Below are 23,732 nucleotides of genomic sequence, written 5' to 3'. Positions count from 1 at the left end.
TTCGCCTCAGGCGGCGAGGTCCACAACGATGCGGCCGTCGATCTTGCCCTCTTCCATGCGGTGGAAGATATCGTTGATATTTTCCAGCTTGTCCCAGGAGAAGTGGGCGGCGACCTTGCCTTCACCGGCGAAGGTCAGAGCCTCCTCCAGATCCTGCCGTGTGCCGACGATGGAGCCACGCACCGTGATGCGCTTTAGCACCGTGTCGAACACCGGAATGGAGATGAAGCCCGGCGGCAGGCCGACAAGCGCCATTGTACCCTTGGAGCGCAGGAAGCCATAGGCCTGCTCCATGGCCTTGGGGGAGACTGCCGTCACCAGCGCGCCATGGACGCCACCGGTTGCCTTCTGCACCTGCTCCACCGCGTCAGGCGCACGGCCGTTAACGATGACATCTGCTCCCAGCTTTTTCGCAAGCGCCAGCTTGTCATCGAAAATATCGGCGGCAACGACATGCATGCCCATGGCCTTGGCATATTGCACCGCCATGTGACCAAGCCCGCCAATGCCTGATATGACCACCCATTCACCGGGTCTGACTTCGGTTTCCTTCAAACCCTTATAGACGGTGACACCAGCGCACAGCACGGGTGCGGCCGGGCCGAAATCGAGATTGTCAGGCAGGCGGCCGACGAATTTCGGATCGGCAAGGCCATATTCGGCAAAGCTGCCATTGACGGAATAACCTGAGTTCTTCTGGCTCGGGCACAGGGTTTCCCAGCCGGTGCGGCAGGGGATGCAGCAGCCGCAGGCGGTGTAAAGCCACGGCGTGCCGGCACGGTCACCTTCCTTGATGCCGGTGACACCAGCGCCGATTTTCGCGACATAACCGGCACCTTCATGGCCGGGAATGAAGGGCGGGTTGGGTTTGACCGGCCAGTCACCCGTTGCGGCGTGCAGGTCGGTGTGGCAAACGCCCGTCGCCTTGTAATTGATGAGAATTTCACCGGGGCCGGGATCCGGTATCGCCACTTCCTCGATGGTCAGCGGTTTTCCAAACGCGCGGACGACGGCTGCCTTCATTGTTTTTGTCATGACATACTCCTCAATCTCTGCTCGCCTGAAATCCTCGACGGCGGGGCAGAGATTAACGGGGATGGGGCGTCATGGAATTGACCCATCGCAAATCGGCTTATTTTGGAGGCGTCGACTGTCTCACTTATGGAGCAACCTGACGATGCTGTTTCACTCCAGAGCCAACCAAATGGCGAGCCAGCCCCACAGGCAGACCAGAAGGGCAAAGCCGATGCCGAACAATGCCCCACGACGGCGGAGACGATTGCTGGTGACATGAACATAAGAATGGGCGTAACGCGACAGCACGAACAACCAGGCCAGCACGATGGTGACGATATTGTCCGCATCGGTGATGTAAAGCAGCAGGCAGGCGATGTGGAACAGGACGGGAAGTTCGAACTGGTTGGCGATATTGCGGTTTACCAGATAGCTTTCCCGCGCTTCCTCGCTCTTATCGCGAAGCCGGATGGCCGATTCACGATCCGTGAAGGTGTATTTTTTACGCCGGTAGAGCAGCAGTATGTAAAGTCCGAAAACGAGAAAGACATGGGCGATCATCGGCCAGAACATTGCGGTCGTCGGTGACATGCTTTCTCTCCCAATCATGAAAACGCTCCCCGATCCGGCTGGAATCGGGGAGCGCCAAATACTCAGTCTATCTTTTTACGGATTCGGTTTGAAAGATCAAACCGCGCCGGGATAGTTCGGGCTTTCGCGGGTGATCGTCACGTCATGGGCGTGGCTTTCACGCAGGCCGGCGCTGGAAATGCGCACGAAGGTGGCGCGCTCCTGGAATTCCTTGATGTTGCTGCCGCCGACATAACCCATGGCGGCCTTGAGGCCGCCGGCCAGCTGATGCAGGACGCCGGAGACCGGACCCTTGTAAGGAACCTGACCTTCGATGCCCTCAGGCACGAGCTTCAGCGTATCGCGCACTTCCGCCTGGAAATAACGGTCTGCCGAACCGCGGGCCATGGCGCCAACGGAGCCCATGCCGCGATAGGCCTTGAAGGAACGGCCCTGATACAGGAACACTTCGCCCGGGCTTTCATCCGTGCCGGCGAGCAACGAGCCGATCATGACGGCGGAAGCGCCGGCGGCGATTGCCTTGGCCAGATCGCCCGAAAACTTGATGCCGCCATCAGCGATGACAGGAATATCGGCGGCATTGGCCGCTTCAACCGAAGCCATGACGGCCGCCAGCTGCGGCACGCCGACACCGGCGACGATGCGGGTGGTGCAGATGGAACCGGGACCGATACCGACCTTGACGGCGTCAGCACCGGCATCGATCAGCGCCTTGGTGCCATCGGCGGTCGCGACGTTGCCGGCGATGATGCGAACCGAGTTCGACATCTTCTTGACCAGAGAGACGGCATCCAGCACGCGCTGCGAATGGCCATGTGCTGTATCAACGACCAGAAGGTCGACGCCGGCATCAATGAGGCGCTCGGCGCGCTCGATGGCATCGGCACCGACGCTGATGGCGGCGGCGGCACGAAGGCGGCCCTGCGCATCCTTGGTGGCGTTGGGGTTCAGCTGCGACTTTTCGATATCCTTGACGGTGATGAGGCCAACGCAATTGCCCTTGGGGTCTACAACCAGCAGCTTTTCGATGCGGTGCTTATGAAGCAGCCGGCGCGCTTCCTGTTGATCGACGCTGCTTTCCTTGACCGTGACCAGGTTTTCCCGGGTCATCAACTCATAGATCTTCTGCTGCGGATCGGAGGCAAACCGCACATCGCGGTTGGTCAGGATGCCAACGAGGCGACCGTTCTTGTGGCCGCCGGAACCGCCGTTTTCAACCACGGGAATGCCGGAAATGCCGTGCGCCTTCATCAACGCCTGCGCTTCTGCAAGCGTCGCATCCGGGCCGATCGTGACCGGATTGACGACCATGCCGCTTTCGAATTTCTTCACCTGCCGGACTTCTTCGGCCTGCTCGATGGGGGTGAGGTTGCGGTGGATGACGCCGATGCCGCCGGCCTGGGCCATGGCGATGGCAAGACGGCCTTCCGTGACCGTATCCATGGCCGAAGACAGGATCGGCAGGTTGAGATCGATATCGCGGGCAATGCGGGTGGCGATATTCGTCTGTCCCGGCATAACTTCGGAATGCCCGGGCTGCAGCAACACATCGTCAAATGTGAGAGCGTCCAAACCAGTGGGTGTTTGAATGATGCGTGCCATGACCAAATTCCTTCATAATGAAAAATGCGTGGCCGTCCCGGAACGAAAAGTTCACCCCGGCGCCCTGCAAGGATTGCTTGGAAGTTGGCGAGGGCTGGTAACACGTTCATGACAGGAAGGGAATAGAAAAAACCCGGAATGGACTTCCGGGTTCTCCCTGTTGCTGCATTGCAGCAGATATCAGATGTCGAACTGGTAGGACTTCGGCACGAAACGATAACCCGTATCCAGCTTTTCCGCGTAACCAACGGACGGGAAAGGCATGTGATAGCCAAGGAAAGGCAGCCGGTCGGTGGCGATCATGTCATAGACCTTCTTGCGGGTGGCAGCCGCAGCCGCCTTGTCCATGTCGAATTTCACTTCCCAATCGGGCCTCTGCAGCGACAGGACGAAATGGTTTGCCGTATCCGCCGTCAGGATCAGCTGTTTACCTTCCGATTCGACCCGGAAGATCATGTGGCCCGGTGAATGGCCGAAGGCCGCAATGCCGGTGATGCCGGACACGACATTGGCGCCGTCGCCGATGAAGGTCGCCTTTTCCGCCAGCGGCTTGACGTTGGCGATAACGCCCTTGCGCCCACCCTCGGCAGGCGTGCCGACCCGCTTCTCATCCGTCCAGAAATCATATTCCGCCTGGCCGACCACGTAACGCGCCTTCGAAAAGGCCGGCGCGCCCTTTTCCATCAGCCCGCCGATGTGGTCGCCGTGCATGTGGGTCAGCACCACCACGGTCACATCCTCCGGCGTGTAACCGGCCGCCGCCATGCCCTCGATCAGGCGGCCATTGCCGGCCCCACGGCCGGCCTCGCCGAAACCGGTATCGAACAACACAAGGTCTGTGCCGGTATTGATGAGAACCGGCGAAAAGGAATTGACGAATTGCTCCTTCGGCAGAAAATTATCTTCCAGCAATTTACCGACCGTCTCCGCCGACTGATCCGTGCCGAAGGTCTCACCAGGGTTTGGGGCGGCGCGCGCGCCGTCCTTCACCACCAGCACCTCGAAATTGCCGAGCTTGAAGCGGTTGGTTTCCGGCGACATGGCGTGCTTTATCTCCATGGAGGTTTGCGGCTGGTTGGTCTGGGCGGTTGCGGTGCGCGCCATCAGCAGCGGCGCACCGAGGACGGTTGCGCCGGCTGCACCGATGAGGCCGCGTCTGCTCATGCTCAAGGATTGGGTCATCATCTTGTCTCCGATTTCGCCAACTGGCCGTTATCACCAACTGAACTCACCCAACGGACAATAGAGCGAGAAAGTTTCAAGGAAACCGGCCTCACGCAGGTTTGATCGGAGCGTTAGAAATAGACAATTAACATGTTGGCAAGCGGTCCCATCAGGCGTAGGAGGAACGAGAGACACCTTTGTCGCAGCGGAAAGCCGCAGGCAGCCCCATGAACCGCATCATCCCCCTCATCCTGGCAGTCGCTCTCTTTATGGAGCAGATGGACTCCACCGTCATCGCCACCTCGCTTCCAGCGATTGCAGCAGACCTCAATGTCGGCCCGATCACCCTCAAGCTCGCGCTGACCGCCTATATGGTGTCGCTGGCAATCTTCATTCCCATCAGCGGCTGGATGGCCGACAAATACGGCGCAAAGAAAATCTTTCGTTTCGCCATCGGCGTCTTCGTGGTGGGGTCGATCTGTTGCGCGGTCTCGTCGTCGGTGTTCGAGTTCGTGCTCTCGCGCTTCCTGCAGGGCATGGGCGGGGCGATGATGACGCCCGTCGGCCGTCTCGTTCTGCTTCGAACGACGAAACGGACCGAACTCGTCTCCGCCATGGCGCTGTTGACGATACCGGCGCTTGTGGGGCCGCTCACCGGCCCGCCGATCGGCGGTTTCATCACCACCTATTTTTCCTGGCACTGGATTTTCCTGATCAACGTGCCCATCGGTATTATCGGCATCTGGCTGTCGACCATCTTCCTGCCGGAAATCGAAACCACCAATCCGCCGCCGATGGACGGCAAGGGTTTCATTCTGTCCGGTATCGCCGCCTCCGGCGTTGTCTTCGGCGTGTCAGTGGTCAGCCTGCCGGCACTGCCGCCCGCCATCGGCATCGCCTCGACGATCATCGGTTTTATCTGCGGTTTTCTTTACGTGCGCCATGCCGCGCGCCATCCCGCCCCCATTCTGGATTTCCGCATTTTTCAGAATGCGACGTTCCGGGCGGCCTCCGTTGGCGGCACCATCTTCCGCATTTCGACGGGCGCCATTCCGTTCCTGATGCCGCTGATGCTGCAGATCGGCTTCGGGCTTAACCCGTTCCAATCAGGGATGATCACCTTTGCCGGCGCAATCGGTGCGATCACCACGAAATTCATGGCCAAGCGCGTGTTTGCGGCAACAGGATTCAGGTCAACGCTGATCGGAGCGGGCGTCGTCGGCGCGTTCACGACGCTTGCCAACAGCTTCTTCACACCGGAAACACCCTACCCGCTGATCATGATCTTTCTGGTCACGGCGGGATTTGCCCGGTCGTTCTTTTTCACCGGATCGAACGCACTCAGCTATTCCGATATCGAAGACAGCCAGGCCAGTCAGGCAACCTCGATGGCCTCGGTGATGCAACAGATCAGCCTGGCGCTGGGTGTGGCTTTCGCCGCATCCATTCTGGAAGTCAGCAGTGCAATGTCAGGCACGCATCTGCAGCTTGCCGATTTCCACATCGCCTTCACCATCGTGGCGCTGGTGTCGCTGTTCGCCATCGTGCCGATCATCCGCATGGACGCAAAGGCCGGTGCGGCCGTCTCCGGCCACCGCGGCAAGGTTTCGCAACCGGCGGAATGATCAGTCTTCGGCGGCCTCTTCGGCTTCGGCATCGACAGCGGGCTCGTTCCTGCGGCCCTTGAAGTGCTTGGCAAGCAGGAACATCTCGACCGATTCCGAGCGTGACGACGCCGGCTTGATGTGCAGGACCTGCTTGAAGTTCTTCTTCAGCATGTCCAGCAGCGCCTTTTCCGTGCCGCCCTGGAAGGTCTTGGCCAGGAAATGGCCGCCTTCCGCCAACACCTGAACGGCGAAATCGGCTGCAACTTCGCACAGATGCATGGTGCGGATGTGGTCGGTCTTCTGGTGGCCCGTGGTTGGCGCCGCCATATCCGACAAGACAAGATCGGGCGTGCCGCCGACAGCTTCCATCAGCTGGTCCGGTGCGGTCGGATCGAGGAAGTCGAGCTGCAGGATCTTCACGCCGGGGATCGGATCGATTTCGAGAAAATCGATGGCCGCGACGCGGATATCATCCTCAGTCGAATCCGTCACCTTGGAAGCGATCTGCGACCAGCTTCCGGGTGCGGCGCCAAGGTCGATGATGCGCGTCGCGCCCTTCAGAATCTGGTGCTTGTCGTTGATTTCCAACAGCTTGAAGGCAGCACGGGCGCGATAGCCTTCCAGCTTGGCGCGCTGCACATAGGGGTCGTTGATATGACGTTCCAGCCAGCGGCGCGATGAGGCCTTGAGCTTGGTCTTCTTGACCTTCTGGCCGATCTTTCGGCCGGTACGATTGGTGCTTGTCGGCGCCTTGCTCATGTCAAACCTTCTGTTCTGTCCTGCCGTACGATCTGCATGCGCCTTATGCGGTTGCGCCGCCATGCGCCGTCATCCGCCATCATATCCGTCAAGAGACCTTCACGCAGGCCACGATCGGCCACCCGCATGCGGCGTGACGGCCAGCGGCGGCGAATGGCCTCAAGAATGGCGCAGCCCGCCAGAACCAGATCGGCCCTATCAGGACCGATGCAGGCATTGGCGGCGCGGCCAGCGAAATCCCATGCCAGCAGCTTGTCCTGCATGGCGGTCACCTCTGCATCGGAAAGCCAGAGGCCATCCACCTTGCGGCGATCATAGCGCGGCAGATCGAGATGAACACCCGCAAGCGTCGTCACCGTGCCGGATGTTCCGATCAGATGGAAATCCTCGTGATGCACAAGCGGCGCGAGAGGCGGGCAATGGAAGGCATCCAGCAGCCCTTCAACTTCCCGCACCATGGCCGCAAACACGTCAGGCGTCACATCGCGGCCGCCATGGCGTTCCGAAAGCGTGACGACGCCGACCGGCAGCGAGGTCCAGTGGGTGATGTGGTTGGCGAGCCGGTTCGAGCGGTTTTCGCCGACCTTGATGACGGCGATTTCCGACGATCCGCCGCCGATATCGAACAGCACCACGGAGCGTGCTTCACGCCCGACAAGCGAGGCGCAACCCGAGACCGCAAGGCGGGCTTCCGTTTCACGGCTGATGATTTCGAGCCTGAGCCCGGTTTCGCGGGTGACACGCGCCAGAAATTCCTCACCATTGGTTGCCGCGCGGCAAGCTTCGGTGGCAATGAGCCGCATGCGCCGTATGGGACGACCCGCGAGTTTCGCGGCACAGACCTTGAGGGCCTCCACCGCGCGATCCATAGCATCGTCTGAAAGGCGGCCGGTCGATACCAATCCCTCGCCCAGCCGGACGATACGCGAAAAGGCATCAACGACCCGGAACTGGCCGGGCCTTGTCGGCTGCGCGATCAGCAGGCGGCAATTATTGGTGCCGAGATCGAGCGCCGCATACATATCTGCCGGCGTGTCCTGGCCATGCTCATGCTGACGACCCGCCTGACGGGCGGACATGTCTGATTGCTGCCGGTGCGGTTCCTGAGAAGCCCCATTGGCACGACCGTTCTGCTTGCCGACATGTCTCGCTGCCGGGGAGGGAACCAGCGGTCGGCCCTGCGGATCACGACCACGCGGATCGCGGTGAACCCGCTTGCGGTTGCGCGATTTGCGAACACCGCCGGGCGGTGCAGAGGTTGGATTTATGGCGTCCGTTGCAATTGGAACCTGCGCCTGTTCACCAGATGCAGGCGCACTCTGCTGGGAGGACGCGCCTTTGCCGCGAGAACGCCGCCGGCGCTTTCGTTTGCGCGGTTCGGCATCCGGCTCGAGAGCCGACACGTAAGGGGAACCGGCCGGAACATCCGCGGCAACATCATGCGACAGCACAGCGGCGTCACGGGGTTTCCCGTCACGCTTGTGTTTCTTGCCACGACGGGATCGCTTCGCTTTCCCTTTGTCCGCCACCGATGCCCCTTGGTCCGACGGCTTTGGGCCGTTTCCGGGGTCGATCACTGTCTTGTCCATTTCGCCGCGCACAAGCAAAGACGCTATGCTGCTGGCTTTCATAGGTTTCGTTGGGTGGACAATACCAGCGCAAGAGATTTTAGCCAAATGGTTTTTCCCGAGCCGAAAACGGCAACGGTTCACATGCGATAGGAAGCGCGGGTGCTGACTGCCGAAATCGCTGTGATTATTTCCGGGGATGTCTGAAAATCGGGATATCAGGCGGGGAGAAAAATACTCCCATCTCCCGGTAAGTCCTTGTAGCATTTGAACTTATCGGGAGAAGGGAATGGTACGGTTGAGTGGGGTCGAACCACCGACCTCAGGTGCCACAAACCTGCGCTCTAACCAACTGAGCTACAACCGCACATGAAACGCCGAAGCGGCGTCACGGGGGGTGACATAAAAGGTGTTTCCCCCATTTGCAAGTGCCTCAGTGAATTTTGCGAAAAAAGGCATCGAAAGGCAAGCGCTTTCATTGCGCCGAGACGGATAACGGGCGAAGGCAAGGCCTGTTCATGTTAACTCTGTTTGGCGATTCATCCGCCGGATGGTGGACCCCGCCGGCCTGTGAAGTTATTTAAAATTCTGTTAACGTGGTGCCATAGCGGGTTTACCTTTCAGCTTCATGAGGAGGCTGAAAAGCCCGCAAGGTCCGGTAGTGCCAGAATAGGTTTCGACATGCCCGCCGTCCAGTATCCCTTTATCGATATAGCAGTGCATGAACGGGTGCGTGAAGGTTTCGGGCGCGGCGAGGCGATGGCTTTGTTCTCGCTCGACCTTCAGAGCGCCCTTTGGGCCAACGGCCGGGGTGCGGCGTTGTTCGGCACGCCGATGGTCTACGATTTTCTGGAACAGGGCCCGAAGCGGCAGGATGTGACCTTCCGGCAGCTGGCGGCGACGGCGGCGCGGCTTTCCCAGGCGGGCGACAGCCTGCCGTTTACCATTCGCATCAATGCCGGTTTCCGCAGCATTGCCGTGACCGCCAGGGCGGAAATCATTGAAGCAGAACCGGGCCAGCCAGCAATACTGTTTTCCGCCCTTACCGACCAGGCCGCGCCGGACACCACGGAATGCGCCCGGCGCATGATCGAAGGTTTTGACGACCCCGATATTCATATGGCGGTTCTGAATGGCGACAACGAGATCGTTGCTGCTTCGCCGCGCTTCCCCTCTCTCGGCATTACGCCGCACACGGCAAGGACGCTGGTGCGCATGGCCGCCGGCCAGTCCGGTCATCTCGTCAAGCGCCCCGTGCCGACCGGCAAGGGTTATCTGCCGGCGGCGACCGGCCAGATCACGACGTCGCCCGAACTCAACCTGATGTTCGTGGTCGAGACCGCGCTTGGCACACTCGATCCTGTCAATGGCTTTGCCGAAGACAAGCCGCAGGAAACCCCGGCTGCCGTTCAGCCCGATTTGCCAGTCGCGGAGGCCGCACCTGTTGTCGCCGCCGCGGCCTCCTTTGATTCCGTGCTTGATGCCGTTGCCGGTATCGAGGATGTGGAGGACGTGCCGGAACTGCACGCCGATGGCGAAGACGAGATTGTGGCCGAACAGGAACTGGACGCCCTTCCCTTGCCGGCAGAAGAACAGGCCGAGGCCCCACTGGATATCCCTGTCGAAGATGCCGATGCCGCCGCGCAGGAGGCGATGACCGACGATATTGCCGATCTCTTCGAACTCGATGCGGATGAGGCAGAGGCGCCGGCAATCGACCGTGCCACCGGTCACGACCATGCTGAAGAGGTGTCGGAAGAAGCTGAAAGCGTACCAGCGGAAGAGATCGCCGAAACCGTGACGGCGCAGGCCGCTGTGCCGACGGAAGAGGATATTCCGGCGGAAACGGACGCAGCAGAAGAAGCACCGGCTTTTGTCTTTAATGCCGGTGCGCGCGCATCCCGTTTCGTCTGGAAAATCGATGCCGAGGGGCGCTTCAGCTCGATTTCGCATGAATTCGCAGAAGCTGTCGGCGCAAAGGCGGCGGCTGTCGAAGGCATGGGCTTTGCCGATGTGGCCGCACTCTTCAACCTTGATCCGGATGGCAAGATTCGCGAACTTCTTAGCCGTCGCGACACATGGTCGGGCAAGACGATCTATTGGCCGGTGGAAGGCACCTCCCTGATGGTGCCGATCGACCTCGCCGCCCTGCCCACCTATACGCGCTCGCGTGAATTTGATGGTTTCCGGGGTTTCGGCATCGTGCGGCTTGCCGACGCCGCGCAAGATCCGCATGCCACCGGCCTTACCTTCCTGAACGCGGAAGATGTTTTTCAGACCGAAGCTTCGCCGCAGTTGGATGCCGAGGATGAAAGCCGCGAATTGCTGGCTTTTATCGATGAGGATGACGAGGCCGAAGACGAGGCCCCGGCGGTGGAAGCTGACGAAACGACGGGCGAGGCTTTGGCCGAAGACCAGCGTCACGATTACAGCCCGCCGGAATTCGAAGCACCCGTGCCGGCGACCGTTCCAGCGCCCGAGCCGTCCTATTCCGACAAGGTCGTTCATCTAGAGGACCGCCGTTCGCGCTCACGCGAGGGTTTGACCGCAGGCGAACAGGCTGCCTTCCGGGAAATCGGCCGGACGCTTGCACCCATCGATACCCTGGCCGACGAGAACCGCAAAGCGGACGAAGAGGCTCGTTCCGCCGAGCCGGTTCCGCAGGATAGTCGCGAAGATATCGCCCCGGAAATGCCGGTGGACAAAACGCAGAACGTTCAAGAGCCTGCCAAGGCGACAGAAATAGTGGAGGAGGACGACCTCTTCGCCGACTATGTTCGCGGTGAGCGGCCAATTGCTGCCCCCACACCGGCGAATGAAATCGATACCGGCGAGAAGGAAGGCACCGCAACGGACCTGCAGCCGACGGCCGATATTGCCGCTGCGATGATTAGCCCTCCCCCTCGCCCCGCCGGTGTCCTGACGGCCGAGACATTGGATCAAATGCCGGTAGCGCTTCTTGTCCATGCCGGCGACAGGCTGATCCACGCCAATCCGGATTTCCTGCGGCTGACGGGCTACACCTCGCTTGAGGAACTCCAGGATGTGGGCGGGCTGGAAGCGCTGCTGCAGCGGCAGGAACTGGACGAGATGCCTGACAATGAGGGCGGCATGGTCGTGGTCAGTGCCGAAAACGACATCATTCCGGTCAAGGCGCGGTTACAGTCCGTCCGCTGGGAAGAAACCAAGGCACTGATGCTGTCGCTGGTTCCGCTGGAAGAAAAGCAGACGCCTGTTGCAGCAGCCAACGAAAATACGGCAGCAACAGCGGGTGCAGAAGCCGGCAGCGTTTCCGTGCTGCAGGGTGAAGTCGAGGAACTGCATTCCATTCTGGAAACCGCCACCGACGGCGTGGTGTTACTGGGAGACAGCGGCGAAATCCGCTCGCTCAACCGTTCCGCCAGCGCGCTGTTCAACTATGACAACGGCGAAATCGCCGGCAAGCCCTTCGTCACCCTGTTTGCGCATGAGAGCCAGCGCGCCGTGCTGGATTATCTCTCCGGCCTTGCCAATAACGGTGTGGCCAGCGTGTTGAATGATGGCCGCGAGGTGATCGGCCGCGAAGCATCCGGCGGTTTCCTGCCACTGTTCATGACCATCGGGCGGCTTAAATCCTCGCATGGCTATTGCGCCGTCATCCGCGACATCACCCAGTGGAAGCGCACGGAGGAAGAGCTTCGCAACGCGAAGCGGGCAGCGGAAACCGCCAATGCCCACAAGACCGATTTCCTGGCGCGCGTCAGCCATGAAATCCGCACACCGCTCAACGCCATTATCGGCTTTGCCGACATGATGGCGACCGAGCGTTTCGGGCCGATCGGTCATCCGCGTTATGCGGAATACTCCAATGATATCGGCCGTTCCGGCCGGCACGTGCTCGACATCGTCAATGATCTGCTCGACATTTCCAAGATCGAGGCCGGGCAGATGGATGTGGATTTCATCGCCGTGCCGCTGAACGAGACGGTGGCCGAAGCGGTCTCGCTGGTGCAGCCGCAGGCCAACAATCAGCGTGTCATCATCCGCACCGCACTGTCGCAATCCGTGCCACAGATCGTTGCCGACCTGCGCTCGATCAAGCAGATCGTGCTGAACATCCTGTCCAACGCCATCCGCTTCACGCCGTCGGGCGGCCAGATCGTCGTTTCCACCGCCTATGAGGCGAATGGCAGCGTGGCGCTGCGCATTCGCGACACCGGCATCGGCATGACGCGGGCGGAGCTGGAACAGGCCATGAAGCCATTCCGGCAGGTGGCCTCATCCAGCAAGCGCGTGCGCGGCGACGGCACCGGGCTTGGCCTGCCACTGACGAAGGCGATGGTGGATGCCAACCGGGCAAATTTCTCCATCACCTCGACGCCGAATGAAGGCACGCTGGTGGAAATCACCTTTCCATCGCAACGGGTTCTTGCCAACTGAGGTCATGCGGGCGTAGCAATGCGAAAGCCACCGGCGCAACGATCGCCGATCAAGGCTTTCGCAAGACAGGCCCGCATGCCCATGACGGTTTCCCTTCCAGCCACAAAACGCGTTTCGATACTGCCTGTCGCGGCGGTCATCGTCGCGGCCATTGCCGCCATGCCGATTCTGGCGATCTTCTGGCTGGCGCTCACCGGCAGCACGGAAGGATGGCAGCATCTTCTCGCCAACGTTCTGCCGCGTGCGGGGTTTCGCACATTCATGTTGCTGGGGATGACGGCCGCAACGACGGCGTTCTTCGGCATTGCCTGCGCCTGGCTCGTCACGACATTCGAATTTCCGCTGCGGCGTCTGTTGTCTGCGGCACTTGTGCTGCCACTCGCCATTCCCTCCTATCTGGCCGCCTATGCTTTCGGCGAATTCCTCGATTTCACCGGCCCGGTTCAGAGCTCAATTCGCGCCGCCTTCGACTATCACAGCATCCGCGATTATTGGTTTCCCGACATACGCTCGCTTGGCGGCGCGGTGATCGTCCTGAGTTCGGTGCTTTACCCGTATGTCTATCTCTCGGCTCGCGCCGCCTTTTCCATGCAGGGCCGGTTTGCGGCGGAAGCGGCCCGCACGCTTGGCGCAAAGCCGCTCAGCGTGTTCTTTTCCGTACAATTGCCGATGGCGCGGCCAGCGATTGCCATCGGGCTTTCGCTAGTCTTGATGGAGACGCTGAACGATATCGGTGCAGTCGAATATCTCGGTGTCCAGACGCTGACCTTCACCATTTACGAGACCTGGCTCAATCGCGGCAATCTCGCCAATGCGACGCAGATCGCCGCCGTCATCCTCATCATCGTTGGCGCGCTGATCTTCATCGAACGCAATGCGCGTGAGAAACAGCGTTTCGGTGCACCGAAAGCGACGAGCATGGCGCAGCGCCACCGGCTGAAGATGTTGACCGGCTGGCGGCGCTGGTGTGCGAGCCTGTTCTGCTTCCTGCCCGTGGCAAGCGGATTTTTCATTCCCGTCATCGTGCTTGGCGGTTATGCCGCCAAGCGGCTGGATGCGCTGTTTGCACCGAAACTTCTGAAAGCGCTGGGCCACAGCCTCGAGGTCTCGCTCTCCGCCGCTTTCGTCACCCTGATCGCGGCTTTCATCTTTTCCTACGCCATTCGAACCGAGCGCTCGCGCACATCGAAGGTCGCCGCCCGCCTTGGCTCCATGGGATATGGCGTGCCGGGAACGGTGCTTGCCATCGGCGTGCTTATTCCGCTCGCCAGCCTCGACAATGGGGTCGACGGATTCATTCGGTCGCATTTCGGGTTTTCAAGTGGATTGCTGCTTTCCGGCACAGCCTTCGCCATCATCTATGCCCATAGCGTGCGCTTCATGACCATGGCGGAAGGCACGCTCGATGCCGGTTTCCAGAAGCTTTCGCCGCATATCGACATGGCCTCGCGGACGCTTGGGCGCAATCGTTTGCAAACGCTGTTCAAGGTATTGTTGCCGAACATGCGGCCGGCGGCGCTGACTGCTTTTCTGCTCGTGCTGATCGAATCCATGAAGGAACTGCCGGCGACCATCCTGCTCAGGCCTTTCGGTTTCAACACGCTTGCCACGCTGGTCTATGAGGATGCTTCCCGCTCCAGAGTGCAGGATGCCGCCGTGCCGGCGATCATCATCATCCTTGCCGGACTTATTCCCGTGCTTCTCGTCTCGAAATCGATGGATCATCCGGAAAACAGCTGAGCCGCGCCCGGTATCTCGGCAAAAAGAAAGGCGGCCTTTCGGCCGCCTGTATTAGTTGTGCTTTTTTTAACGAGAGAAAGGGGGACAACCTCGCCATATGGAAATTATCAATCCCGGCCGTCAGAAATTTGACAACCCTGCGTTAGGTTTACTTTCCGCCAACTCCTATTAACAAGCGGTTAAAACCAAAATCGAGCAATCACCGACGATAATTCCTATTTTGAGACCGTAGAGTCCCAAAACTAAATTATAGGTTTCTAATTTTATTGCGATTTCAACAGTAACGCGAAGAAATCGGAGCCGAGCCGATAATCAGTTGCGGGCGGCGGCGTGTTCGTCCCGCATCCTCTGCAGTTCGGTGCGTTTGGACGTGATGGAGGTGACGATGACGCCGATCGTCACAAGGCCGATGAGGATCGTGCAGATGGCATTGATTTCCGGCGTCACGCCGAGGCGTACCTGCGAGTAAATCTTGATCGGCAGCGTGGTTGCACCGGGGCCGGTGGCAAAGCTGGCGATCACCAGATCGTCGAGCGACAGCGTGAAGGCCAGCATCCAACCGGCGATGACCGCGGGGAAAATCAACGGCAGGGTGATGCGGAAGAAGGTTTTCACCGGCGGGCAGCCGAGATCGAGCGCTGCTTCCTCGAGGCTGCGGTCGAAGGTCAGCAGGCGCGACTGCACGACGATTGCCACATAACACATGGTGAAGGTGGTGTGGGCGATGACCACCGTCCAGAAACCGCGATCCACCCCAACGGCGACGAATAGCAGCAGCAGCGACAGGCCGGTGATGACTTCAGGCATGACGAGCGGCGCATAGATCATGCCGGAAAACAGCACACGTCCCGGAAACCGCGCAAAGCGGGTGAGCGACAGCGCCGCCAGCGTTCCGAGGATGGTGCCGATGGTGGCGCTTAATATACCGACGCGCAGCGTCACCCAGGCCGCATCCATCAGCCCCTGGTTCGACCACATGGACTTGTACCATTGCAGCGAAAAGCCGCCCCAGACGGTGACGAGCTTGGAGGCATTGAAGGAATAAACGATCAGGATGATGATCGGGATATAGAGAAAGGCAAAACCGAGCGTCAGGACGGTGATGTCGAATTTTCCGCGCTTCATGGCCTCACCCCACCTTCTTCTGCTGGTTCTGGAAGATGGCGATGGGCACCACCAGCAACAGCAGCAGCAGCACGGCCACGGCGGATGCCAATGGCCAGTCGCGATTACCGAAAAATTCCGTCCAGAGCGTTTTGCCGATCATCAATGTCTGCGCGCCGCCGAGCAGATCGGGGATAACGAATTCGCCAGTGATTGGGATGAAGCAGATCATCGACCCAGCGACCACACCCGGAAGCGACAGCGGGAAAGTGATCTTCCAGAAGGCCTTCCATGGCGGGCAGCCGAGATCGGCCGCCGCTTCCAGAAGCGTGTTGTCTAGTTTCTCCAGCGCCGAATAAAGCGGCAGCACCATGAAGGGTAGATAGGAATAAACGATGCCGATGAAGATCGCCGTCTCGGTGCGGAAAATGTTTACCTGTTGGTCCGGCCCCAGAAAACCTAGCCATTGGAACAGCACCGTCAGCAGTCCCTCGGGCTTCAGAATGCCGATCCAGGCATAAACGCGGATCAGGAACGAGGTCCAGAACGGCAGGATCACCAGCATCACCAGTGTCGGCCGCACGGCTGAAGGCGCGCGCGCCATGGCCAGCGCCATGGGATAACCGATCAGCAAAAGCAGGCAGGTGGAGATGAAGGCGATGCGCAGCGACGACAGGTAGGCGTCGATGTAGAGCGGGTCTTCCGTCAGAAACAGGTAGTTCTCGAAATCCAGCTGCGAGAAGAACGTGCCGAGCTTCGAAAATCCTTCGAAGACCGGCGTATAGGGCGGCATGGAGATTGCCGTATCAGACAGCGATATCTTGAAGATGATGAAAAACGGCGCTGCGAAGAACAGCAGCAGCCAGAAATAGGGAACCGCGACGACCAGCCAGCGCCAGGGGCTTTGCCGGTTTTCGGGAGTGGTGATCGCCATGAAAGCCTCCCTCAGCGTGTCAGGACAAGACCTGAATCCGGTTTCCAGTTCAGCCACACCATATCGCCGAAGGTGATCGGGCGATCGACGAGACGCGAGACGTTCGCCTGCGCGGCGCGGATGACACGGCCATCGGCAAGCTTGACGATGAACACCGAGAAGTCGCCGAGATAACCGATATCCCAGACCTCGCCATAGGCGGAATTGACGGCGCTGTCGGCAGGCTGGTCAAGCGAGATGCGGACCTTTTCCGGGCGGATGGCGTAAGCTACCTGACTGCCGGTCGCAGCAGCGCATTCCTGCTCCACCGTTACCTTCAACCCGTCGCAATCGAGCGTCACCAGACCCGGCTTGCCGATGTCTGAGGCGTTGGCGACGACATTGGCGTCGAAAATATTGATGTCGCCGATGAAATCAGCGACGTAGCGCGTGTTCGGCGCCTCGTAAATCTCGGCCGGCGTCGCCACCTGCACGACGTTGCCCTTGTCCATGACCGCGATCCGGTCCGACACCGTCATCGCTTCTTCCTGGTCATGGGTCACGATCAGGAAGGTGAGGCCGAGATTGGTCTGGATGTCCATCAGCTCGAACTGGGTTTCTTCGCGCAGCTTCTTGTCGAGCGCGCCGAGGGGTTCGTCCAGCAGAAGCACCTTCGGGCGCTTGGCGAGCGACCGGGCAAGCGCCACGCGCTGTTTTTGGCCGCCAGAAAGCTGGCTCGGCTTGCGTTTGGCGAATTCACTGAGCTTGACGAGCCGCAGCATTTCCTCGACGCGGGAAGATATTTCTGCCTTCGGCAGGCCGTCCTGCTCCAGCCCGAAGGCGATGTTCTTTTCCACCGACATATGCGGGAAAAGCGCATAGGACTGGAACATCATATTCGTCGGGCGCTTATAGGGCGGCACGCCGGAAATATCCCTGCCCTGCAGCAGGATGCGGCCCTCGGTCGGTTCCTCGAAACCGGCCAGCATCCGCATCAGCGTGGTCTTGCCGCAGCCCGACGGACCAAGCAGCGAAAAGAACTCGCGCTCGTAAATATCAAGCGTCAGATTGTTGACGGCGACGAAATCGCCGAAACGCTTGGTGACGTTTTCAAAGCGGATGAAGGGCACCGCATCGGGGTTGTCCCACGGGCTGAATTTACGTTTGACCGGCCCCAGAGTTTTCGCCATGCACCCTACCCTCAAATCCCGTTGGTCTTGTCGATTTGAGCATCGGACCGAAAACCGCATCTATTTTCGGTCGGATGCCTGGGGCGGGCAGCACCGGCAGGTAACGTGACCTGCCGGCAAAAGCATCAGAGAAACAGGCCCGCCGGCCGTTCCTCAACCAGCGGGCTGCGGTGTCAGCTGCCAGTCTTTATCTGCGTCCAGACGCGGTTCAAAACACGCTGTTCCTTCGGTCCGTAAGGCGAGATGGTGAAGAGCTTCTTCATCGTTTCGGCATCGGGATAGACAGCGGGGTTCTTGGCGACCGACTCGTCCATCAGCGCCTGCGAGGCGAGGTTGCCATTGGCGTATTGAACATAGTTCGACGCCTTGGCGATGACTTCCGGCCGCATCAGATAATTGATGAAGGCATGCGCTTCCTCGACATTCTTGGCATCCGCCGGGATGGCAAGGTTGTCGAACCACATATAGGTGCCTTCCTTCGGGATGATGTAGTTCACTTCGACGCCGTTCTTGGCTTCCTCGGCGCGGCTTTTCGCCTGCAGGATATCACCCGACCAGCCGATGGTGATGCAGCTATCGCCATTCGCCAGCTCATCGATATAGGCGGAGGAATTAAACGTCTTCACAGAGGGACGGATCTTCTTGTAGACCTCGCCGCCCGCTTCCAGATCAGCCGTTTCCTTGCTGTCCGGATTCTTGCCGAGATAGTTCATGGCAATCGCGAAGGTTTCGTCCGACGCATCGAGAATATTGATGCCGCAGGATTTCAGCTTTTCGGCATTTTCCGGCTTGAAGAGAATATCCCAGCTATCGACGGGAACATCGCCGAGAGCGGCCTTCACCTTGGCGACGTTATAACCGATGCCGGTGGTGCCCCACATGTAGTTGACGGCATATTCGTTGCCGGGATCGTATTTCGCCAGACGCTCGGAGACTTCAGGCCACATGTTCTTCAGATTCGGCAACTTGGACTTGTCGAGCTTCTGGAACACGCCGGCATTGATCTGGCGGGCCAGGAAGGGGCCGGTCGGCACCACGACGTCATAACCGGAGCTGCCGGCCAGAAGCTTGGTTTCCACGAGTTCGTTGCTGTCGAACACGTCATAAACGACCTTGATGCCGGTTTCCTTGGTGAAATCGGCAAGCACTGATTCGTCGATATAATCCGACCAGTTATAGACGTGGACGACCTTCTCCTGGGCCATTGCCGAGCCTGCTGCAACGAGCGCGGTGGTGAGAGCCAAGGTCAGGCGGAGAGAACGGTTTTTCATGATGTCTCCTGTTAACGCATCCTCACGACGGAAGCGTGATCCCCTTTTTTAGCGAGACTAGAAAGGAAAACAAAAGGGAGCAAGCGGGAAATGTGCAGCACAGCATTTTCAACCAAATGTGTTCCGGCCGGGAAAAAGCGAATGGAAACACCTACTGGAAGTCGAAAACGCTGAGACCGGTTACCATTTCATCCAGACCGAGCGGCCGTGTCAGCGGCGCTTCGGCGCGCGACAGACAGCCCTGTCTTTCACACAGCCGGCATGAAGGGCCGACGGCGACGGGCGGCGCGCCCGAAGCGGCGGGGCCATAGACCGTCTCTCCTGCCTGAGAGAGATCGCAGCCGACAAGCACAGCCGTGCGCCTCACCCTTTCACCAAAACCCGCCTGCGGGCCTTCCAGCGTGCGCGAAACAGTGAGGAAGGCATCACCATCAGGCATTTCCACCGCTTCCACCAGCACTTGCCCCGGCTGGGCGAAAGCCGCATGGATATTGAGCCGCGGACAGAGGCCGCCGAACCGCGCCCTCGGAAAACCACCTGCGCCTGCGAGGCGGAACCGGTTGCCGGCATTGTCGATCTCCATCAGGAAAAACGGGATTGCCGCCGCCGTTGGCCGTTGCAGGCTGACGAGGCGGTTAGCGGCCTGTTCGAACGACACGTTGAAGCGCGACCGCAAAACATCGAGGTCATATTTTGCGCGCTGGGCGGCGGCAAGAAATGCTCCATAGGGCATCATCAAGGCATGGGCGGCATATCGTGCCAGTTCGAAACGGGCGATGCGCCGCGCCTCCTCGCCTTTCAGGCTCAGCGCCTCCAGTTCCCCGCCAATCTCTTCGCGAAGCGCCAGAAGACAGGTCTCCATCGCCATTTCCCTGATCTGATCCGGCTGCGACAGGCGCTCGGATAAAAACAGCCGCATGGAATGGCGATCGTAACGCCGCCGCAGATTGGGCATGGCGTGCACCGGCAGGGTTCTGACCACGATGCCGTGGTTTTTCTGCAGCCATGCGCGCAGACCGGAGGCGAGGTCGTCGCCTGACGACAGTTGTTTATGGAGGTCTTCCGCCGCCGCATCGATGGTATGGAAATAGGCCGGTCGGTTTTCAAAGACATGCCGCACCTCGTCGATCGGCAGGCGGGTGGAGGAGAGCGCGGTCTCATGCCCCTCCCGCGCCAGAAGATCCGACAGGTCGGAAAGGCGCTGCGCCTGCTCCCGGTAGGCCCTGTAGAGCTTGAGGACGCCGCTCGCCGCATTGGGCGCGGCATCGGCAACCTCGATCAGTTCCTGCGGCGACGGCACCTCGCCCGAAAGCAGCGGATCGGCAAAAACCTCGCGCAATTGCCCGGCGGAACCGGCGCTCTCTCCCTGCAGGTCATCAAGATCGACCTTGTAAACCGAGGCAAGCTTCAGCAGCAGCTGCACGGTGAGCGGCCGCTGGTTGCGCTCGATGAGATTGAGATAGGAGGGTGAGATCGCCAGCGCCTCGGCCATGGCGGTTTGCGTCAGCCCCAGACCGTTGCGAATGCGGCGCACGCGCGGCCCGGCAAAAATCTTGTTTTCCGACACAGTGTCACCCCTCCATCCCGTCAACTCATACAAGTCTGTTACAAACTCGCTAGAGCATCGCTTTTACAAAATTTACAATTTTACAGCGCTACCCTGTCATGCATCCTACAGGATAACCTCTTTCAAGTCACTGTTTTTATGTTTCTTCTGGCGCTTAAATCTCCAAAAATGTAAATGTAGTCACATCGAACGGCGCTTCACGATGTTGATGACAGGCCGCTTCCGAAACTACACTTGTCATGGGAGAGAGAAGTATGACGGATTTTTACAAACTTGTTCCGGGTGCACCGCAGGGACGTTTCGACGGGATTGAACGCACCTATACCGCCGCCGACGTGGAGCGGCTGCGCGGCTCCGTCGAAATCCGTCATTCGCTGGCAGAGATGGGCGCAAACCGGCTGTGGAAGCTGATCAACGAGGAGAGTTTCGTCAATGCGCTCGGCGCGCTTTCTGGCAATCAGGCCATGCAGATGGTTCGCGCCGGACTGAAGGCGATCTATCTTTCCGGCTGGCAGGTTGCAGCCGATGCCAATACGGCGTCGGCCATGTATCCGGACCAGTCGCTTTATCCAGCCAATGCCGCGCCGGAGCTTGCCAAGCGCATCAACCGCACCTTGCAGCGTGCGGACCAGATCGAGACGGCGGAAGGCAAGGGCCTTTCGGTCGATACCTGGTTCGCGCCGATCGTTGCCGATGCCGAGGCCGGTTTCGGCGGCCCGCTCAACGCTTTCGAGATCATGAAGGCCTTTATCGAAGCGGGTGCGGCGGGTGTTCACTATGAGGACCAGCTGGCATCGGAAAAGAAATGCGGCCATCTCGGCGGTAAGGTTCTGATCCCGACGGCAGCGCATATTCGCAACCTGACGGCAGCGCGGCTCGCGGCTGACGTCATGGGTGTGCCGACGCTGGTCATCGCCCGCACGGATGCGGAAGCCGCCAAGCTTCTGACCTCCGATATCGACGAGCGCGACCAGCCTTTCGTGGATTATGATGCCGGCCGCACCGTTGAGGGCTTCTATCAGGTCAAGAACGGCCTTGAACCCTGCATTGCCCGCGCCGTGGCCTATGCGCCCTATTGCGACCTGATCTGGTGCGAGACATCCAAGCCGGATCTAGAGCAGGCGCGCAGGTTTGCAGAAGGCGTGCACAAGGCGCATCCCGGCAAGAAGCTGGCTTACAATTGCTCGCCGTCGTTCAACTGGAAAAAGAACCTCGATGACGCGACGATTGCCAAGTTCCAGCGCGAACTGGGCGCGATGGGCTACAAGTTCCAGTTCATCACCCTTGCCGGCTTCCACCAGCTGAATTTCGGCATGTTCGAACTGGCACGCGGTTACAAGGACCGGCAGATGGCGGCCTATTCCGAGCTTCAGGAAGCGGAATTCGCAGCTGAGGTGAACGGTTACACGGCCACCAAACATCAGCGCGAAGTCGGCACCGGCTATTTCGACGCCGTGTCCGTGGCGATCTCTGGCGGCATGTCCTCGACCACCGCCATGAAGGAATCCACCGAGCACGACCAGTTCCGCCCGGCCGCGGAATAAAGCTCCCTAAACGCCCTTCCCGTCGCCGGGAAGGGCTTGCAAATCGCATCAAGAACCCCAACCAATAATGAGAGGAGAAATGCCATGAATGCCCATAACCCCATCAAGACCCACGTCAAGGAACGCGCCGAGGAGCAGTCCTCCGCCATGACGCAGGATCAGCAGGTCGCCATCCGCATGCTGGCCAATGATCTGCACCGCCTCAACCAGGCCGTCATGAAAGCCGTCGAGGCCGGCGTTTCCGTCGAACTGGTCCGCTCGGCCCGCCATCACGGTGGCGGCGGCAACTGGGGCGATCTGCTGATCCCGGTCATCGTCGCGCAGGGAAGTGCCGCAGCCTGAAATGCTTCAAGCCGGGCGGCTCTTGCGCCCGGCATATAAATCGGAATGTCCCTTGATGAGACGGGTCATCCGGTCCGCCACCGTCCTGATATCGCGGCGGTGGCGATCGTCGTTGTTCATCACGATCCACTGATTGTGGCGAAGCGGCTCGATCTCGCCACCCTCACGCATCAGCCGTGCATCGGCATCGCCAACGAAACAGGGAAGCACGGCAACCCCTGCCCCGGCCAGTGTCAGATCGAGCAGCGCCGTCGGCCGGTTCACCGTTACCACAATATCATTCTGCCGGTTTTCATGCGGCCAGCGCAAATAGGTGGAAATCGCGCTTTCCTCCGCCACCGCCAGCCAACGGTCAGCAATGGAAGTGGCGGCGTTGCACAGCCTGTAGGGCGCATAGGCCACCTCCCCCGTCTTGATGGCGGCGAGGTTCTTTTCCTGCGGTTCAAAGGCGCGGATGCCAATATCGTTTTCGCGATGGGCCAGAGACGCCCTCTGCTCGGCAATGAAAAGATCGATGCGGAAATCATCGCGATCCGTGCAGATGGCGGAAAAATTTCTGGTCAGCAGCCAGGCATTCCAGGTGCCGACGGCAATACGCACGACAGAAGATGCCGATGACGCCTTCTGCCACCCTTCGATATCCTTCGCCGCACTCTCCATCGCCTGCAGCCGGTCGAACAGCACATGGCCATCCGCTGTCAGGGCGTATCCAGCCTGGCTGCGCTGGAACAGGGCCTTGCCGACGCGTTCTTCGAGCTCGACCATGCGGCGTCCCACGGTTGCGGGGCTCAAACCCGTCACGGCGGCAGCACCCGTCAGGCCGCCGCCGCGTGACACATCGAGGAAAAGCTGGTAGGAATCCCAAGTGACGTTTTTCATTAGTGAAAAACGTAGCGCATTTTCTTGCGCAGATAAATCAAAAAACGGCGTGCATCATGGCCCTCCGCATTACGAGGAGAGTGATATGCATGCGATTTTTGCAGCCCGGGCCATCATCGAAAACCAGCAGCCGCGCACGCGGCGCGAGGCCATTCAGCAGGAAGAGAAATTTTATACCGACATGGCGCAGGCATCACGGCTGTGGCGGCTTTTCAGCGCGCTGATCAGCATGATGAGGGCGAAGAGCGGTCGGTCAGTAAAAGAGAGCGATCAGGGTGGCGATAGCGCCGGCTGCGATAACGCTCAGGCGAAGGGCCAACTGCCGGCTCTCGCTTTCAGCGCGGGCGATGGCAATGGCGCGAGGGCGGCGATGTGCAGATCTGTTCATGCGCGGGCTCCTGACGAAAAACTCAACCGACCCATGCCCTGTTAAGAGCCTCCAGCAGGACATCATGTGC

18 protein-coding genes and 1 tRNA gene are annotated in these 23,732 nt (G+C 59.8%); 6 read left to right on the top strand and 13 right to left on the bottom strand.

Annotated features, from left to right (window positions below; genetic code table 11):
- Nucleotides 1-6: 6 nt before the first annotated feature.
- The 4 genes from adhP to JZX89_RS17525 form a co-directional block, all read right to left on the bottom strand.
- A complete protein-coding gene (gene adhP / locus JZX89_RS17540) occupies nucleotides 7-1,035 on the bottom strand; it encodes an alcohol dehydrogenase AdhP (RefSeq protein WP_149898614.1) in 1,029 nt (342 codons plus the stop codon).
- A gap of 150 nt (nucleotides 1,036-1,185) precedes the next feature.
- Entirely contained in the window at nucleotides 1,186-1,587 is a 402-nt protein-coding gene (locus JZX89_RS17535; protein ID WP_207134928.1) for an MAPEG family protein, read from the bottom strand.
- Nucleotides 1,588-1,701: 114 nt separating this feature from the next.
- Nucleotides 1,702-3,207: an IMP dehydrogenase gene (gene guaB, locus JZX89_RS17530; protein WP_149898612.1), complete on the bottom strand. Its 1,506-nt coding sequence runs from the start codon at nucleotides 3,205-3,207 to the stop codon at nucleotides 1,702-1,704.
- 180 nt (nucleotides 3,208-3,387) lie between these two features.
- The gene (locus JZX89_RS17525; protein WP_207134867.1) at nucleotides 3,388-4,389 is read right to left on the bottom strand and encodes an MBL fold metallo-hydrolase; all 1,002 of its coding nucleotides are present in this window, start codon (nucleotides 4,387-4,389) and stop codon (nucleotides 3,388-3,390) included.
- A gap of 209 nt (nucleotides 4,390-4,598) precedes the next feature.
- On the opposite strand from JZX89_RS17525, the gene JZX89_RS17520 reads away from it, so the two are divergent.
- Nucleotides 4,599-5,996, top strand: coding sequence for an MDR family MFS transporter (locus JZX89_RS17520; protein ID WP_207134866.1), 1,398 nt, complete (start codon nucleotides 4,599-4,601; stop codon nucleotides 5,994-5,996).
- On the opposite strand, the gene JZX89_RS17515 is transcribed toward JZX89_RS17520, so the two are convergent.
- The 3 genes from JZX89_RS17515 to JZX89_RS17505 all read right to left on the bottom strand — a co-directional run bounded on the left by JZX89_RS17515 (nucleotide 5,997) and on the right by JZX89_RS17505 (nucleotide 8,672).
- Nucleotides 5,997-6,737: an RlmE family RNA methyltransferase gene (locus JZX89_RS17515; RefSeq protein WP_207134865.1), complete on the bottom strand. Its 741-nt coding sequence runs from the start codon at nucleotides 6,735-6,737 to the stop codon at nucleotides 5,997-5,999.
- Nucleotides 6,734-8,368: a Ppx/GppA phosphatase family protein gene (locus tag JZX89_RS17510; protein WP_207134864.1), complete on the bottom strand. Its 1,635-nt coding sequence runs from the start codon at nucleotides 8,366-8,368 to the stop codon at nucleotides 6,734-6,736. Before JZX89_RS17510 ends, JZX89_RS17515 begins: the two co-directional genes overlap by 4 nt.
- Before the next feature lie 227 nt (nucleotides 8,369-8,595).
- Nucleotides 8,596-8,672: transfer RNA gene (locus JZX89_RS17505), tRNA-His, on the bottom strand.
- Between the two features lie 314 nt (nucleotides 8,673-8,986).
- Between JZX89_RS17505 and JZX89_RS17500 the strand changes: the two genes are divergently transcribed.
- Together JZX89_RS17500 and JZX89_RS17495 are read left to right on the top strand one after the other, a co-directional pair.
- Entirely contained in the window at nucleotides 8,987-12,724 is a 3,738-nt protein-coding gene (locus JZX89_RS17500) for an ATP-binding protein (protein ID WP_207134863.1), read from the top strand.
- A gap of 75 nt (nucleotides 12,725-12,799) precedes the next feature.
- The gene (locus tag JZX89_RS17495; protein WP_207134927.1) at nucleotides 12,800-14,464 is read left to right on the top strand and encodes an ABC transporter permease; all 1,665 of its coding nucleotides are present in this window, start codon (nucleotides 12,800-12,802) and stop codon (nucleotides 14,462-14,464) included.
- Between the two features lie 312 nt (nucleotides 14,465-14,776).
- Here the strand turns inward: JZX89_RS17495 and JZX89_RS17490 are convergent, their stop codons facing one another.
- The 5 genes from JZX89_RS17490 to JZX89_RS17470 all read right to left on the bottom strand — a co-directional run bounded on the left by JZX89_RS17490 (nucleotide 14,777) and on the right by JZX89_RS17470 (nucleotide 20,509).
- The gene (locus JZX89_RS17490; protein ID WP_207134862.1) at nucleotides 14,777-15,589 is read right to left on the bottom strand and encodes an ABC transporter permease; all 813 of its coding nucleotides are present in this window, start codon (nucleotides 15,587-15,589) and stop codon (nucleotides 14,777-14,779) included.
- 4 nt (nucleotides 15,590-15,593) lie between these two features.
- Nucleotides 15,594-16,502: an ABC transporter permease subunit gene (locus JZX89_RS17485; protein WP_207134861.1), complete on the bottom strand. Its 909-nt coding sequence runs from the start codon at nucleotides 16,500-16,502 to the stop codon at nucleotides 15,594-15,596.
- Between the two features lie 11 nt (nucleotides 16,503-16,513).
- Nucleotides 16,514-17,671, bottom strand: coding sequence for an ABC transporter ATP-binding protein (locus tag JZX89_RS17480; protein WP_207134860.1), 1,158 nt, complete (start codon nucleotides 17,669-17,671; stop codon nucleotides 16,514-16,516).
- Nucleotides 17,672-17,844: 173 nt separating this feature from the next.
- The gene (locus JZX89_RS17475; RefSeq protein ID WP_207134859.1) at nucleotides 17,845-18,942 is read right to left on the bottom strand and encodes a polyamine ABC transporter substrate-binding protein; all 1,098 of its coding nucleotides are present in this window, start codon (nucleotides 18,940-18,942) and stop codon (nucleotides 17,845-17,847) included.
- 151 nt (nucleotides 18,943-19,093) lie between these two features.
- Nucleotides 19,094-20,509 carry a helix-turn-helix domain-containing protein gene (locus JZX89_RS17470; RefSeq protein ID WP_207134858.1) on the bottom strand — a complete coding sequence of 472 codons (1,416 nt, stop codon included), beginning with the start codon at nucleotides 20,507-20,509 and terminating at the stop codon, nucleotides 19,094-19,096.
- A 254-nt stretch (nucleotides 20,510-20,763) separates the two neighbouring features.
- On the opposite strand from JZX89_RS17470, the gene aceA reads away from it, so the two are divergent.
- Both aceA and JZX89_RS17460 read left to right on the top strand, forming a co-directional pair.
- Nucleotides 20,764-22,053: an isocitrate lyase gene (gene aceA, locus JZX89_RS17465; protein WP_174373073.1), complete on the top strand. Its 1,290-nt coding sequence runs from the start codon at nucleotides 20,764-20,766 to the stop codon at nucleotides 22,051-22,053.
- 84 nt (nucleotides 22,054-22,137) lie between these two features.
- Complete coding sequence (locus JZX89_RS17460) at nucleotides 22,138-22,395, top strand: SMc00767 family acetate metabolism repressor (RefSeq protein ID WP_003515151.1); 258 nt, start codon at nucleotides 22,138-22,140, stop codon at nucleotides 22,393-22,395.
- A 6-nt stretch (nucleotides 22,396-22,401) separates the two neighbouring features.
- Here the strand turns inward: JZX89_RS17460 and JZX89_RS17455 are convergent, their stop codons facing one another.
- The gene (locus tag JZX89_RS17455) at nucleotides 22,402-23,274 is read right to left on the bottom strand and encodes a LysR family transcriptional regulator (RefSeq protein ID WP_207134857.1); all 873 of its coding nucleotides are present in this window, start codon (nucleotides 23,272-23,274) and stop codon (nucleotides 22,402-22,404) included.
- On the opposite strand from JZX89_RS17455, the gene JZX89_RS17450 reads away from it, so the two are divergent.
- Nucleotides 23,261-23,707: a hypothetical protein gene (locus tag JZX89_RS17450; protein WP_246746757.1), complete on the top strand. Its 447-nt coding sequence runs from the start codon at nucleotides 23,261-23,263 to the stop codon at nucleotides 23,705-23,707. The genes JZX89_RS17455 and JZX89_RS17450 overlap by 14 nt on opposite strands.
- Nucleotides 23,708-23,732 lie beyond the last annotated feature (25 nt).

The sequence above is a fragment of the Agrobacterium burrii genome, from assembly GCF_017313405.1.
GTDB lineage: Bacteria > Pseudomonadota > Alphaproteobacteria > Rhizobiales > Rhizobiaceae > Agrobacterium > Agrobacterium burrii.
The sequence above is the reverse complement of the archived record's forward strand: the minus strand, read 5'-3'. Positions and strand labels throughout refer to the sequence as shown.